General features: G+C 37.2%; 14 protein-coding genes and 1 other annotated feature (1 of these 15 cut by a window edge). Of the genes, 3 read left to right on the forward strand and 11 right to left on the reverse strand.

All coding sequences use genetic code 11. From position 1 onward, the window contains the following. Nucleotides 1–131, reverse strand: a binding site (T-box leader); it reaches 176 nt to the left of the window's first position. 706 nt (nt 132–837) lie between these two features. From ysxE to spoVID, 3 genes are read right to left on the reverse strand one after another with little or no spacing between them, the layout of a single operon-like run. Next, on the reverse strand, nt 838–1,857 hold the full coding sequence (gene ysxE / locus BW724_RS15575) for a spore coat protein YsxE (protein WP_088076104.1): 1,020 nt from the start codon (nt 1,855–1,857) through the stop codon (nt 838–840). Then, entirely contained in the window at nt 1,854–2,786 is a 933-nt protein-coding gene (locus BW724_RS15580) for a hypothetical protein (RefSeq protein ID WP_088076105.1), read from the reverse strand. Before BW724_RS15580 ends, ysxE begins: the two co-directional genes overlap by 4 nt. Nucleotides 2,787–2,801: 15 nt before the next feature. Then, nucleotides 2,802–4,070: a stage VI sporulation protein D gene (gene spoVID, locus BW724_RS15585; RefSeq protein WP_088076106.1), complete on the reverse strand. Its 1,269-nt coding sequence runs from the start codon at nt 4,068–4,070 to the stop codon at nt 2,802–2,804. A 257-nt stretch (nt 4,071–4,327) separates the two neighbouring features. Between spoVID and BW724_RS15590 the strand changes: the two genes are divergently transcribed. After that, on the forward strand, nt 4,328–4,840 hold the full coding sequence (locus BW724_RS15590; protein ID WP_088076107.1) for an RNA polymerase sigma factor: 513 nt from the start codon (nt 4,328–4,330) through the stop codon (nt 4,838–4,840). Continuing rightward, the gene (locus tag BW724_RS15595) at nt 4,833–5,408 is read left to right on the forward strand and encodes a hypothetical protein (RefSeq protein WP_088076108.1); all 576 of its coding nucleotides are present in this window, start codon (nt 4,833–4,835) and stop codon (nt 5,406–5,408) included. Before BW724_RS15590 ends, BW724_RS15595 begins: the two co-directional genes overlap by 8 nt. Before the next feature lie 319 nt (nt 5,409–5,727). Here the strand turns inward: BW724_RS15595 and hemL are convergent, their stop codons facing one another. From hemL to hemA, 6 genes are read right to left on the reverse strand one after another with little or no spacing between them, the layout of a single operon-like run. Continuing rightward, nucleotides 5,728–7,020, reverse strand: a complete 1,293-nt coding sequence (hemL, locus tag BW724_RS15600) for a glutamate-1-semialdehyde 2,1-aminomutase (protein WP_088076109.1) — start codon at nt 7,018–7,020, stop codon at nt 5,728–5,730. A gap of 18 nt (nt 7,021–7,038) precedes the next feature. Next, complete coding sequence (gene hemB, locus BW724_RS15605) at nt 7,039–8,019, reverse strand: porphobilinogen synthase (protein ID WP_088076110.1); 981 nt, start codon at nt 8,017–8,019, stop codon at nt 7,039–7,041. Then, entirely contained in the window at nt 8,020–8,799 is a 780-nt protein-coding gene (locus BW724_RS15610; protein ID WP_088076111.1) for a uroporphyrinogen-III synthase, read from the reverse strand. A gap of 11 nt (nt 8,800–8,810) precedes the next feature. Then, complete coding sequence (gene hemC, locus BW724_RS15615) at nt 8,811–9,743, reverse strand: hydroxymethylbilane synthase (RefSeq protein WP_088076112.1); 933 nt, start codon at nt 9,741–9,743, stop codon at nt 8,811–8,813. Nucleotides 9,744–9,785: 42 nt separating this feature from the next. Continuing rightward, on the reverse strand, nt 9,786–10,604 hold the full coding sequence (locus BW724_RS15620) for a cytochrome C assembly family protein (RefSeq protein ID WP_088076113.1): 819 nt from the start codon (nt 10,602–10,604) through the stop codon (nt 9,786–9,788). Between the two features lie 15 nt (nt 10,605–10,619). Continuing rightward, nucleotides 10,620–12,008, reverse strand: coding sequence for a glutamyl-tRNA reductase (gene hemA / locus BW724_RS15625; RefSeq protein WP_088076114.1), 1,389 nt, complete (start codon nt 12,006–12,008; stop codon nt 10,620–10,622). A 277-nt stretch (nt 12,009–12,285) separates the two neighbouring features. Here hemA and BW724_RS15630 point away from each other — a divergent pair, with 277 nt between their 5' ends. After that, nucleotides 12,286–12,771, forward strand: a complete 486-nt coding sequence (locus tag BW724_RS15630; RefSeq protein ID WP_088076115.1) for a LiaI-LiaF-like domain-containing protein — start codon at nt 12,286–12,288, stop codon at nt 12,769–12,771. A gap of 243 nt (nt 12,772–13,014) precedes the next feature. Here the strand turns inward: BW724_RS15630 and yihA are convergent, their stop codons facing one another. Further along, nucleotides 13,015–13,602, reverse strand: a complete 588-nt coding sequence (gene yihA, locus BW724_RS15635) for a ribosome biogenesis GTP-binding protein YihA/YsxC (protein ID WP_088076116.1) — start codon at nt 13,600–13,602, stop codon at nt 13,015–13,017. Beyond that, nucleotides 13,599–15,923 (reverse strand): endopeptidase La, encoded by a 2,325-nt coding sequence (lon, locus tag BW724_RS15640; protein WP_088076117.1) that lies wholly within the window; start codon nt 15,921–15,923, stop codon nt 13,599–13,601. The genes yihA and lon overlap by 4 nt, the downstream gene beginning before the upstream one ends. Between the last annotated feature and the right edge of the window lie 112 nt (nt 15,924–16,035).

Genomic DNA, 16,035 nt, shown 5'->3' on the forward strand with positions numbered 1-16,035 from the left:
AGTACTTTCATGAAAGTAACTCAAGGGCGACCTTCCATCTTTACCTCCAAGAAAACCTTCCAGCATCGCATTCACGATAGTTTTCCTCTCTGATGGTTTCGAGATGTACTCTTCCCTGTCAACGTTTAAGTTATATTTGTATTGGTTATTTTACCCTTTCTTCGTTGAAGAATCAATAGATATTATCCTAACGTGTCAAAATTATCATGAATATCTACTTCTTGAAAATTTTACACTTAAAATTGCATCATTATAATTGAACTCGCTACAGGCTACGCGCTTTCCGTGGGCGGCTGGTGAGCCACCTCCAAATTCATTTACTTAATCCTCAGTATCTCCAATTCCTTTTAAGGATAAACTCACTTTATTTAGTACCAGCCAACTCTATGATAATAATCTCCAACCATTACCCATTAAATAATAAACCACTGAGTAGATACGGTCCAACGGAGTGCAAAATAAATGATGAAATGGATTGAACTGAATTATGATCCTCCCATTAATATCCTCCCAATATAGAACCCATTTTCGAATCATGCATATGATAGTGATATCAGTATTGAAGGGGGAATACGATGAAATTCAAGCGACGGATGAGGAACTTTCGATGGCCACGGTGGTTTCAGCGAGGAATCGATGTTTTTTATCAATTACTCCTGCCATTAATTGTCTTTCAATTTATTCGTACTCTGTTATTGCCCACAACCTTCGATATGATTTTGTTAGGGATATTTGTACTCCTTTACCTATCCCAAGCTTTAGGCTGGTTCTCGTAGTTCAATCAATGCCTTTAGCATAAATAATGCTATCCCCATAACATGGAGATAGCATCACTTTTTAGCCATTATTTTGGTTCTTCGGAAAAATACTGTTCATAAATCTGTGAATACGATTCATGGTTAATATCTTTCTTTCCAACTGTGTTACCGCTTGAAACTCTGTCATTTTCCCGTCCTTTTTCATGTAAGTATCTACTGTCTGATAAATACTTTCAGGGAATGCCAAATAACTTATAAATAAATGTTTCTCTTCTTCAGATAATGAAAATTGTTTTTCATATAGTTGAAGCCAGTGCCTTCCCTCATGCTCATCCCATGGTCTGGACTGGAAGAAATGACGGAACATAAGTGCCAGGTCACGGGAAGGTGTATCCAAAACAGCTTTTTCAAAATTAAAGAGATATGCTGTTCCGTATTTATCAAAGCAAGCATGCTTTCTACTAGGTTTTCCATGACACAAGACACTTCTAAAGCTTTCCTTCTCTTTCGCCCCTTCAAACCAGGCTTTCAAATGTTGCTCTGCCTCGTTTGCCATGAATAAGGTTCTTTGAAAGTGGGTTAAAAGAGTCAACTCAAATGGAGAATAGTACTCATTCATCTCAATCTGATCTATATATCGCTCCATTTCAATTCTCCGAAGGCCCCATCTTTTTCTGAGGGCTTCATGAGAATCCTCTAGTACAGATTCAGAATAATCCTGTGTCCTTTCCGTTAAGCTATGAAGCTTTGCAATCTCTTCTGCCATCACTTCTTCTGGTTCCACAGGGTATCGAAATTCTTTATGATCCTCGTACCAAGGCATCAAGTAAAAAACTTTGTCTCCATACCGTAATAGAAAGTCTCCATATTTCGTTGGAATAACTGGTATAACGTAATTAAAATTTATTCTCTCCAACCTTTTCATGACGTGGATGAACCAGTCTCCATCTTCTTCCGTCATTAATGTTTCCTTTAGGGCATATTGGCCAGTTGAAGTATAGATTTTCTTTACTTTTCCATACGATTCAATTTTCTCTGGATAAAGGTCGTACTGAAAAAGTACGGAACCTATTGGCTTTTGCTGTATTTGGATTGTCATACAGTAGGCACCTTCTCTCTTGTGAGGTCAAACCACTCACTCAGTGCCTTAACAAGCTGGCGAGATTCTTCCCATTGAAACGTTAGCTTTTCTTTTAAGACCTCCATTTGATTTGGATCATCTATCTTTTGTATTTGTTCTAGGAATAAAGTGAATTCCCAAGGTGTGAGACAGTCTGCTAGCAGATTCTTAAAATGATTTTTTTTAAGAGGAAAATGTTTATCTATTTCATACAAAAGTGTATATAAAGATTTTTTTCCGTACCTTTGTAACCATTGAGACAAAATGATTTGTAACGATCGATAACCTTTTTCAGGGCGCTCAGTACCATGCTGCCAATATAGTTTTTCAAAAACTATCTTTCCTTGATCTAAGGAAAAAATAGGCGATACAACAGGAATTAATGCAGTTGCTTCCTCCCCAAAGGATTCTTCACGTAAACGCTTTGCCTTTGAAAGACGTAACAACGCCTCTTTCCTTAAACGCTCTATAAACGGTTGAATCTCCTCACTAAACCCTTGATTAATTGGATATTTCAGATGATTATTGATTCGATCCATATTAACAGGATCATGATAATCACCAGGTTCCTCAATATTCAACGAAAAGTATTGGCCAATAAACTTACCAAATTCTCCTTCCCTATCCTTATAAGGAAACAGGCTGGTTACATTATCATGTAACGTAAGCCAGCCCTCGTCAGTCAATATCATTCTTTCTCCATTCAAGGTTTGAATCATACGGTTTGTTAAATAGCCCGTTTTATCTGCCAGATGGTCACGCCATTTTATATGCCATAAGACTTGATCTTGATCAGCCCAATAGGAAATACGCTTCAACCCTTTTTCTGTTTTTAATACTTCCCCTTCTACTTCCCAATCTGCATGTTTAAAGCCATAGCTTTGTACGAGAGTTGATAAACTAATCATCCTTCCTCCCTCCTATCAAGAGTCGGATGTTTCGGATGAGACAGTTGCCTTCACTGGAATATATAAAATTTCTCCCTCTGAAACACGGTCTTCATTTAATCTATTCATCCTTACTAATTGACTAACTTGTAGTTTATATCTTTCTGCAATCATTTCGAGAGTTTCTCCATCTTGTACGATGCACATTTTAAGCTTTGAAAACTCTTCTTCCCCTTTTGTTAACATTTTCGTTAAGTAGAGGGCGTTTTCTTCCTTTCTAGGCTGTACTTCAGCTGCTTCTGAGCCGTTCTCCTCCCCTTCTCCTGCTGGACGATCGTCATCAACAGAAGATACATTTGGATTAGAAGCAAACTTTACTGTTGGAGTAGTAGATTCCACCCTTTCCTCACCTTCGTCACTAGTTACAGCGTCCACTACTTCTACAGGAGTAGGTTCTTCTTGATTAGAAGTCTCACCTCTAGCTGGTTCGACCTCCACTGGTTCCTCTGATGTAGTATCTTGCTCGATATTTGGCTCAGCTTCGGCTTCTACTTCTCCAAACTCTTGTCCTTGATATCTTGATTCTCCATCGTCCACATTTTCTAGTACGTAATCCTCTTCATTTGGTTCCTCTTCTGCTGGTCTCACAGCTTCAAAATGGAAGCTTCTCTCATCGTCCTCTTGCTCAGGTTGAAAGGACTCTACTGGTTCCTCATTTACATTGGGTTCTTCATATTGGAATTCATTATAGCTCACTCTAGAATCTTCGAATTGTTCAGGCTCTGGTGTTGATTGCTCCTGATTCACACTTCTTTCAAATGATTCTTCATATGAATCATTTCGTGCTTCTGAGAATGAGTAACTACTTTGATCACTTTTAATCCCACTTACTGATACATTTGCTTCGAGCTCAATGCACCCCTTACCTGGTAGCTCATAATCAAATTCGTCTACAGTGACAAATAAATTGTCTAGATTATCAATTCTCTCCTTAGGTATAGTCACATCTAACGGAAAGGAATGACGAATTAATCCTACCCCGTCATCCGACATAGACACTTCCTCCACGGATCGGAAGGAAACTTGATCTGCGAAAGTTCCTGAATCATTTTCCTCAGCCTCTTTCGGACGGTATTCTCCATACAATTGGAGGTTACCCCTAACAAAAACTTGATCTCCTTCTTCTTGGATACTAATATCCGGTTCCAATACTAATGATAAGAGTTCGTCAATCTCGCTACCACGATTTAACCAAACTGATTCTTTGATGGAAAAAGACAATGATGATGGTTGTTCATACGTCAACGTAATTCCCCCTTTATAATAAACTGCTTGTCACTAAGCTGTTCTTGATGTCAATTCCACTTTCCAAAATAGTGTTCATACGTTACACTTCTATGTTCTATCACTATGAAATATGCATGATTCCTGTGGGAAGGAACAATCACTTGCTATTAAAACTAGAAGAGTTTTCATCATATCAATAAATTAATTGTCACTTTTCCATTTTTTATTCGTTAGTAAGGTAGGATAAGTAATATATAAAGTTGGAGGAATTTATATTGGATCAGACTCACCAGAAAAAATTAATCCAAGATTGGTATAAGAAACATAGCAATGATGTTTATAAATTTATCTTTTATTTTATTTATGATAAAGAACAGGCAAAAGATATCATGCAGGATACATTTATCAAAGCATACAACAATCTCGAAACCTTTAATGGTGAAAACCCTAAAAGTTGGTTATACAAAATTGCAAGGAATTTAGCCATTGACTATATGAGAAGAAATAAATTAAAAGCTTATTTAACTCCTACTATTTCAAAATCATTAAGCTCTACGCCTGAAGAGTCATTTTCACTAAATGAACAGGAAAAAGAACTATATCGTGCTTTAGAAAAATTAAAACGCCCATACAGAGAAGTGATTATTTTAAGAAAAATCAAGGAACTCTCTATTATGGAAACTGCACAAATTTTAGGGTGGAGTGAGAGTAAAGTAAAAACGAATTTATCTAGAGGACTAAATCATTTAAAGAATCAACTAGAAAAGGAGGGATTCCGATATGAGTGAATTAAAAAGAATGGAAAGTAGTTTACAATCTATGGATAAAAAATTTGATCTTACAGAAAGGGATAAAAATGAATTATATTTACAATTTAATAACAAGTTAAATACTTCGAAAAGACCAGCCTATAAAAAATACAAATATTATTTAGCAGCAACAGCCGCTAGCATCATATTTATTATTTTAACGTTACCTAGTATCCTTTCGTTTTTAGATACTAGTAGTTCACATCTTTCTAATTCTGCAACATCCATAACTGAAAAAGAAGTTGAAAATATTGTAATAAAATATTTAACTGCAATGGAAGAAAAGGATATTGAAACGATGGTCAAATATACAGATGACATTAGATTCCCAGACAAAAGTATACAAGAAGAACAATATAAAGATATGCTCCCACAAGAAGTTACTGATACTGAAATAATAGATTTAACCATGGTTAATAATAATGAATTCGAAGTAATAATAGAACTAGTTGCTAATGATTTTTTAGAACGTAGAACCTTTCCAGTATTAAAGAAAGATGGAGAATGGAGAATAATTGTTGGGCAAGATTTAGACCTTGCCCCATGATCATTGGATATAGATGATATCATTAATAATAATTTTGATCTTGTAAGCTTACCAGCGGCCCGCGGCAAAGAAGACACAGCGAAGAATGAGCTGATGTCGCACTTGTACCTTGCGTGAAAGGGAAGTAGATGGAGGTCATATCAACACCTACTATTACGGATTCAGGTTTGCTACATACGAAGTACGAAGTTTTCTCCTTTCATTGAGTGACCAAAAATCCTCAAAAAAATTACTAGTCCAATCAGCTATCTTTTTGGACTAGTAATAATTACATCTATATTTGTCTTTTTCTCTCTACGAACGGAACTACTTACTTTATTTATTGTCCCTCTTTAATTTTCGCAAATGCTTTTTCAGCTGCAGCAATTGTCTTATTAATGTCTTCTTCCGTATGCTTCGTAGATAGGAACATCCCTTCAAATTGTGATGGTGGAAGAGAAATACCTTCTTCTAGCATGTACTTAAAATACGTTGCGAACATTTCCAAATCCGAAGAAGAAGCCTTTTCGAAATTATATACTTTTTCATTCGTAAAGAAGAATCCAACCATAGAACCTGCTCGGTTAATTTGATGTGGAATATCATACTTTTTCGCAGCTTCAGCAAGACCATCAGCTAATCGTTTTCCAAGCTCATTAAAGCGTTCGTAACTTTCAGGTGTAAGCTGACTTAGTGTTTCATACCCTGCAGTCATGGCAAGTGGGTTCCCAGAAAGAGTACCTGCCTGATAGATTGGACCTGCTGGTGCTATTTGTTCCATAATTTCACGCTTTCCACCAAAAGCCCCTACTGGCAGACCTCCACCTATTACTTTACCAAGGCATGTTAAATCAGGTGTAATACCAAATTCTCCTTGAGCACATTCATATCCCACGCGAAAACCTGTCATTACCTCATCAAAAATCATTAAGGTGCCATTGTCCTCTGTCATCTTACGAACACCTTCTAAAAAACCTGGCTCTGGTGGGACAACCCCCATGTTTCCTGCGACTGGTTCTAGAATAACAGCAGCAATATCATCACCAAAGTGATCAAATGCATACTGTAAGCTTTCTAGATCATTGTAAGGGACCGTTAATGTATTTTTTGCCACAGCCTCTGGAACTCCAGGGCTATCCGGCAAGCCCAGTGTTGCAACACCTGACCCTGCCTTGATTAGAAGGGAATCTCCATGTCCATGGTAGCAGCCTTCAAATTTCACTATTTTATTTCGACCAGTATAACCCCTTGCTAAACGAAGAGCACTCATCGTTGCCTCTGTCCCAGAATTCACCATACGAACGACTTCAATAGATGGAACGCGATCAATCACTAGTTCTGCTAGCTTTGTTTCCATTTCGTTAGGTGCACCAAAGCTTGTCCCTTTTTCAGTGACTGCTTTCAAGGACTCCACCACTTGATCATCAGCATGTCCTAATACAAGTGGCCCCCAAGAAAGAACGTAGTCAATATATTCATTACCATCAATATCCCATATATGAGATCCTTTGCCCTTTTCCATATAAACTGGATCCATATTAACAGATTTAAAGGCACGAACAGGACTATTTACGCCACCTGGCATGACCTTTTTAGCTTTTTCAAATGCTTCAACTGATTTATTCCATTGCATGAATATCAACCTCCAACTCTAGTTTTCATTCAACCATTTTGCAACGTCTTTCGCAAAGTATGTTAATATCAAGTCTGCTCCTGCACGCTTCATGCTAGTTAGCTTCTCTAACACCACTGCTTTTTCGTCTATCCATCCGTTTAATGCAGCACCCTTTACCATGGAATATTCACCGCTGACATTATAAGCTACCACTGGTACAGGATGACGATCCTTCACATCTCGAATAATATCTAAGTACGATAATGCAGGTTTCACAATTAAGAAGTCTGCACCTTCATTGATGTCTGACTGCGCTTCCCGAAGGGCTTCTAATCTGTTAGCTGGATCCATTTGATATGTTTTTCTATCACCGAATTTTGGCGAACTATGAGCTGCATCACGAAATGGTCCGTAAAATGCAGAAGCATATTTAACAGCATAGCTCATAATTGGTACATCAACATAACCAGCCTCATCTAGACCTTGACGAATGGCAGCCACGAACCCATCCATCATATTTGATGGTGCAATGATATCAGCACCTGCTTCGGCCTGTGAGACTGCCGTTTTAGCTAAAAGCTCTAAAGAAGGATCATTTAAAATCTGTCCTTCTTCAATCACACCACAATGACCATGGTCAGTAAACTGACAGAGACACGTGTCTGCAATGACGATTAAATCAGGGTATTTCCCCTTAATATGCTTAATACCTTTTTGGACAATTCCGTTTGAATCATAAGCAGAACTCCCGCATTCATCTTTATCTGCAGGAACTCCAAAGACGATAATAGTTGAAATACCAAGGCTCACAACTTCATCTATTTCTTCATCTAAGCGATCTAGAGACCATTGATATACCCCGGGCATAGAAGCTACTTCATTTTTAAGATTCGTACCTTCCTTCACAAAAATAGGGTAAATTAAATCTTCTTTATGTAAATGTGTTTCACGAACGATATTACGCATTCCCGCGCTGTTTCTTAATCTACGATGTCGTTTAAATTGTAAATTATCCATTTATGCTTTCCCCCTCATCAAATTTTCCTTGTCAATCATCGCCTCAACCATACTTTCAATGGTAAAAGAATCTGGTATTATCATTTCACTTATCCCATAGCCTTTTAGGGCCTTTGCCGTAACGGTCCCAATTACTGCATAACTCAGATCATGCAAAGACTTATCACTGTGATTTACTTGCTGAAAGAAAGAATGGACAGTAGATGGACTAGTAAAGGTGATAATATCAATATGCTTTAATTTGAGTGCTTCGTTTAAAGCAATTTTATTGGAAAAATTATAAGTCGTTTCATATACAAACGGAGCATCCACTTTTATATTATGGTTTTGCAACACATTAATTAAGTGATTGCTTGAAAGATTACTTCTAGGAAAAAGAACGGGGCCTGAGACGACTTTAACAAGCTCTTCCGTTAAGTGTACCCCATCAAACTGTTTTGGTACTAGGTCCACTTCTACTTCAAAATCCTCTAGTGCCATTACAGTCTTATTTCCAACTGCTGCAACCTTATATTCCTTAAGTAGTGTCGTTTCTTTTCCTGCTTGTTTTAAATAATGGATAAAGAAGTCAACACTGTTAGCACTAGTAAAGACAAGCCATTGATAGTTCTCCATCTTTTGTATAGCTTCCTTAACAGCCCTCGGATCCTTAGGCTCACTGATAGAAATGAGGGGAAACTCAATGACTTCCCCTCCATATTCTTCTAGTTTCTTTGTTAATTCCGCTGCTTGATGGACTGCTCGTGTATTTAAAATTGATTTCCCATGGAGTAAAGTCATACGATCACTCCTTATAGGTCAAGATCTTCTTTTACTTGGTCAAGTACTTCCTTTGCACCTTGATTTAGAATGATAGTAGCAACTTTTTTACCGATGGCAACTGGATCTTCTCCAACCATTGTTTCTTTGAAAACTTGTTTACCATCTGGAGAAGCCACAAGTGCTGTTAACGACACTTCATCATTATCTAGAAGAGTTGCATACCCTGCTATCGGTACTTGGCAACCCCCTTCAACAGTATGAAGAAATGCACGCTCAGCTGCGACCGTTTTTTCTGTGTTATTATCATTTATTTTTGATAGAAGTTCTACAACTTCCTTATCATCGGCACGGCACTCTATTCCTAGTGCACCTTGCCCTACTGCTGGTAGGCATGTTTCAGGCTCTAAATATTCCGTAACAATTTCAGGATTCCAACCGGCACGCTTTATACCAGCTGCAGCTAAAATAATTGCATCAAAGTTTTCCTCTCGACACTTTCTAAGCCTTGTTTCAATATTTCCCCTAATCCATTGAATTTCAAGATCTGGACGCTTAGCTAGAACTTGTGCAGAACGTCGTAAACTGCTCGTCCCAACAACTGCGCCTGCTGGCAACTCCATCAACCCTTCACCGCTGTTAGAGATAAACGCATCCCTTGGGTCTTCCCTTTCTGGGACTGCTGCAATCGTTAAGCCATCTGCCACAACTGCAGGTAGATCCTTCATACTATGTACCGCAATATCGATTTCCCCGTCATACATAGCTTTCTCTATTTCTTTTACGAAGAGACCTTTTCCACCAACCTTCGATAATGTAACGTCGAGAATTTTATCTCCTTTCGTTACAATTTCTTTAATTTCAAATTCATAATCTAGACCAAGTGATTTTAATTGATCTATTACCCAGTTTGTTTGAGTCATTGCTAAATTACTTTTCCGTGATCCTATAACTATTTTCCTCATGACAACCTCCAAAGAATTTGTTAAACTCTACACATTATTTTACTACCATATATGAAAATTAGAAAATGATGTGGATAAAAAGTAATTAATTAAAAGGACGAGAAAGGCAGCTATATTCAGTAAAGCCATTCCGTATCCCCTTTTTTTCCTTACTACCCATTGAAATAAAAATACGCCATAAATAAATAAAACAAAGAACGAACTTAAGACTTTCGTATCAAACCAAGGAACCATTTGATATTCTGTCCAAGCCCAAACAACTCCTAGAATAATCCCTAATAACATTAAGGGAAACCCTATCATTGTAAAAACGAATGATAAATGAGCTAAAGTAAATAAATTCCCAAGTCGCCCCATCCGCTTCCCCCATTTTTTCCCCTTTAACATATGGTGTTGCAAAAAATACAAGAAAGAGAAGGAAAAGGATAATGTGAAAGTTCCATAGGAAAGAAGGAGAAAGGTAACGTGGATAATTAACAATTCTAGGACAAGTAGTTCCATCAATTGTGGTGAAACGTCCCCAGATGGTGCAATAAAACTAATGGCCATAATAGCAAATCCGATAATATTAACAAATAATAACAAAAAATCCAATTTATAGAACTTGCTGATGATTAAGGAGAGGGTAACAACAATAAAAGAATAGAAGAACATTCCTTCAAATATCGTCATTAACGGAAGTCTATTGTACTCAATCATTCGAATAAGTAAAAACAACAGTTGAAGAATCCAGACAATAGAAAGCAACCAGAAGGCAATGCGATTAACCTTCTGGTTGTTTTGTATAAAATCGATAAAAAAACCTAATACACTCAAGCTATATAGTGTAACGATTAAAAGATAAATAATATTAATTAACATAAATGTATCCCCTCTCTATACAGAGCGGGCAAAAGCCTCTTTCTGAACTGCTAGTTTAGCTTTTTTCTTTTCAACGTTCCATTTTCTTTCATCTTTATTAATTTGAATATCATAAGTAGGATATTGATCCTGAACCTCTAGTTGATCTTCAATTGCAAAAACTTTCGTAATAAAGTTTAATAATTCTTCAGCATTCTCTTCTTCAGGAAGTTCTTTTACAGCTGAAATTGGGTCTCGTAATAATTGGTTCACAATACTCTTCATATGTTTACGAATGACCTTCTTTTCTCTATCAGACAGATTTCCTAGTTTTCGCTCAAGGCTTTCCATCGTATCGGATTGAACAGTCATCGCTTTATTTCTCAACGCTGTGATCACTGGTACAACACCAAGTGTATCAAGCCATTCACTAAAGGCAATGAGTTCCTCTTCAATCATTAACTCTATCTTTTCTGCTTCCTGTTTACGTTCCTCAATATTTGCAGAAACAATTCCTTGAAGATCGTCAATATCATATAAATATACGTTTTCAATCTCAGATAACCTTGGATCTATATCCCTTGGTACAGCGATATCAACTAGGAACAATGGACGCCCTTTTCGTTGTTTAACAAGATTTTCAACTAATGATTTTGTTACCACATAATCCTTGGCTCCTGTAGAGCTAATGATAATATCTGATTTAATTAATGATGGACCAATTTCGTCCATACTTCCAGCTTCACCAGAAAATTTATTAGCTAATTCAATCGCTTTTTCTTTTGTACGGTTCATCACCGTTATGTCATTAATTCCATTTGCCGCCAAGTGCTTTGCAGTTAACTCACTCATTTTCCCTGCACCTAACAATAGTGCTTTTTTATCTTGGAATCCACCAAAGATCTTTTTCCCTAACTCTACTGCTGCATAGCTCACTGAAACTGCATTTTCTCCAATGGAGGTTTCTGAATGTGCACGTTTTGCTAAAGTGACAGCCTGCTTAAACAAGTAATTAAATATTGTTCCTGTTGTATGATGATTTTGAGCCACTGAAAAAGCTTCACGGATTTGTCCAAGAATTTGTGTTTCACCTAAGATCATGGAATCTAATCCACAAGTCACCCTAAAGAGATGCTCAATAGCGTGTTCATCTTCTCGTATTTGTAAGTGATGTGTAAACTCATCTTTCGGTATATTAAACCATTCAGAAAGGAATGTCTTCGTATAGTAGCGTCCAGTGTGTAATTGGTCAGCAACTACATAAAGCTCCGTTCGATTACAGGTCGACACAATCACACATTCTAAAATACTTTTGGACTTGCGAAGCTTTGCAAGTGAATCTTCCAAATCTCCTTGGAAGGAAAATTTTTCTCGTATTTCTACTGGTGTTGATTTATAATTCAAACTGACAGCTAGGATGTGCATTTCTTTCACCCCCATACATTAACGGTTCTATTTTTATTAATAAATAATATCTATTTTAGTTTCTAAGTTTATTACAATGTTAAATGTCATAACTCGTCCCTCATTATAACATTTTAACGGATCGTTTCATAAATCCTTGATCAATCAAATGTGATAATTTTGTGACGAACTATACATAAGATGGTACAATTTTTATAGTTTCCCTTTATTGTTTATTGTAACCAATTAGGAAAAACTTAGTAAATTAATTAAAGGAACAGAAGGAGTGTCTTTAAGAATGAGTAAAAAAAGTATGTTTCCTGGATTCATTTTAATTATTATTGGATTATATTTTTTACTCCAACAGTTAAATATATCCATACCTTTTGCACACGTACTGTTCGCTTGGCCTAGTATCCTGTTCATTATCGGACTTGTATTATCATTTCAAGGTTTCTCAAACAAAGATGATAATAAGATGTTCTCAGGAATGATGTTACTCGGGCTCGGTGTTTTCTTCCACGGCGTCCATACTTTTGGATATTGGTCTTACTATTGGGGCTATTTCACCCTCATTATCAGTGTTGCATTTTTCATGAAGTACTTTGTCGGAAAACGTGATGGTTTAGCCCCAGGAATCGTCCTGATGATCATTACTTTGTTTGCTTTTTATAATCACTTTATTTCCACCTGGGTAAAGCAATTTTTTGGTGGTTTTGATGTGATTTGGCCAATCATTTTAATTGGCGTAGGTATTTATTTAATCTTTTTTAGAAAAAGATAAATACAATCATTAATAATATTAACTATCTTTCATACGGTTTACAAATGAAATGCTCTCAATAGGGAAAATGCGACCACTTTGGCTAATTGAAACTCCAGCTTAATCGGAGTTGGGCGGAATCAGTATTCTGAGATATTAATATTAAAATACAAAAATAAAAGACTGCTCCACCAATTACAATTGATGGTAGCAGTCTTTCTTTTTACTATTAATTGGTAACTATTTCATTTGTAACTCTGTACTTTAGGAAAAAAGTAAATTTTCCATCTCTTTCCAAGCTTTATCCTTACCAGCCCCTGTTTCAGAAGAAAAGACAACAACCTTATCATTTGGGTCCATGTTCAAATGTTCTTTAATGATTTTGACATGTTTATCCCACTTGCCCCTTGGTACTTTATCGGCTTTCGTAGCAATAATAATGACAGGATGTTCATGATATTTCAACCAATCATACATCATGGTATCGTCTTCCGTAGGTTTATGGCGGATATCAATTAATTGAACAACGCCTTTTAATTGCTCTCGCTCCTGAAAATACACTTCCATTACTTTTCCCCATGCCTCACGTTCAGACTTAGATACCTTTGCATATCCATACCCAGGCACGTCCACGAAGTGAAATCGCTCATTAATAAAATAAAAGTTAAGGGTCTGCGTTTTACCAGGACGTTGAGAAGTTCGGGCTAAACTTTTTCTACCTAATACTGTATTTATAAATGATGATTTCCCCACATTTGAACGTCCAGATAGGGCCACTTCTGGGAAGGGCCCTGCTGGAAATTGATGGGGTTTTGCTGCACTAATAACTATTTCTGCACTATTTATTTTCATTTTTTATTCACCACTAACGCTTCCTCTAGTACCTCATCTAAATGGGAGACAGGAATGAATGTTAAGTCTTGACGGACACTATCTGGAATGTCCTCTAAATCCTTCTCATTATCCTTTGGCATAATAATATGCGTTAAGCCAGCTCGATGGGCACTCATTGATTTTTCTTTCAAGCCTCCAATTGGAAGAACTCTTCCTCGAAGGGTTATTTCACCTGTCATACCAACTTCTCTTCGAACTGCTTTTCCTGTAAGAGCTGATATAAGAGCAGTTGCCATAGTAATACCGGCGCTTGGACCATCTTTTGGAACAGCACCTTCTGGAACATGAATATGAATATCATTTTTCTCATGAAAATCTGGATCAATGGAAAGCTCTTCAGATTTAGAGCGTATATAACTAAAGGCAGCTTGCGCAGACTCCTTCATTACTTCCCCTAGCTTACCTGTTAGGATAAGCTTGCCCTTACCTGGAGATAAGGAAACTTCAATGGTCAATGTATCTCCACCTGCTGTCGTATAAGCCAATCCAGTCGCAGCACCAACTTGGTTCTCTGATTCAGCTTTTCCATAACGGAATCTCGGTTTTCCTAATAAATCTTCAACCGTTTTGTCCGTAACAATAACACGCTTTTTCTCATTAGAGACAATTAATTTTGCAGCTTTTCTACAAATCGTAGCCATTTGGCGCTCTAAGTTACGTACACCCGCTTCACGTGTATAATAACGAACAACCTTTAAAATAGCTTCATCTTTCACTTGAAGCATTCCTTTAGTAAGCCCATGTTCCTTCATTTGTTTAGGTAGAAGATATTCCTTTGCGATTTGAAGTTTCTCCACTTCTGTATACCCAGCAATATGAATAACTTCCATTCTATCCATTAATGGAGCAGGAATGGCACCTATATTATTAGCAGTCGTTACAAACATGACTTTAGATAAATCGTATGGCTCTTCAATGAAGTGATCACTGAACGTGTTATTTTGTTCAGGGTCCAAAACCTCCAACATAGCAGAGGAAGGGTCGCCCCTAAAATCACTTGCCATTTTATCTATTTCATCTAATAAAAATACTGGGTTCACAGTTCCAGCTTTCTTCATACCTTGAATCACTCTACCTGGCATTGCTCCAACGTACGTACGGCGATGACCACGGATTTCAGCTTCATCTCGCACACCACCTAGTGAAATTCTCACAAATGTGCGACCGAGGGATCTTGCGATAGAGCGTGCCAAAGATGTTTTACCAACCCCTGGAGGGCCAGCAAGGCATAGGATAGGACCTTTTAATTCTTTTGTAAGCTGCTGAACAGCTAAATATTCGAGAACTCGCTCTTTGACCTTTTCTAAACCATAGTGGTCTTCATCTAAAATCTTTTCTGTGCGATGAATATCTAGCATATCTTCCGTTTCTTTATCCCAAGGAATTTGAACAAGCCATTCTACATAATTGCGAATTACTGAGCTTTCTGCAGAAGTAGCAGGCATTTTTTCATAACGGGCTAATTCTTTTAAACATTTTTCTTCAACTGATTCAGGCATATTCGCAACAGCAATTTTTTTTCGGAGTTCTTGAATTTCTCCTTCTTTGCCATCCTTATCGCCTAGCTCTTTTTGAATGGCTTTCATCTGCTCGCGCAAATAATATTCCTTCTGCGTTTTTTCCATAGACTTTTTAACGCGCTGACCGATTTTCTTTTCTAATCCCAACACTTCTTTTTCATTGCTCAATATTTGTAAAACTTTAGTTAGTCTATCCTTCACAGAACCCGTTTCTAAAATTTCCTGTTTTTGAGCAATTTTTAGTGGGAGATGAGAACAGATAATATCTGCTAAACGTCCAGGTTCAACGATATCAGAAACAGAAGCAAATGTTTCATGTGATATTTTTTTTGAAATTTGAATGTATTGTTCAAACTGATCCAGTACATTCCTCATAATGGCTTGTTCTTCCACTGTCGCTTCTTGTCTTTCTTCTAGAAGCTCCACCTCTACTTCAAAATACTCCTCTTTATCTTCGAATACTTGTATTTTCCCACGCTGTAAGCCTTCGACTAAAACACGAATTGTTCCATTCGGTAACTTTAGCATTTGATTTACCTTAGCTAAAGTACCAACAGAGAAAATGTCCCCTTCGTCCGGTTCATCAATCGATAATTCCTTTTGTGTTGCAAGGAAAATTTCATGATCATCCACCATTGCTCTTTCTAAAGCCTGGACCGATTTATCTCTTCCTACGTCTAAATGAAGCACCATTGTAGGGTAAACAAGTAGCCCTCTCAGCGGTAGTAAAGGGAGTCTTCTTAGAGTATCTTTACTCATATGTACACACCTCCACCTTTCCGATTACCATATATAATAAAAAAATTGTAAATAATGCCCATACTTAGTCCTGCCAAATGCCTTCTCAATTTTATCCTATCAAAGGAAGTTT

It is taken from the genome of Litchfieldia alkalitelluris, from assembly GCF_002153425.1.
GTDB lineage: Bacteria > Bacillota > Bacilli > Bacillales > Salisediminibacteriaceae > Evansella > Evansella alkalicola.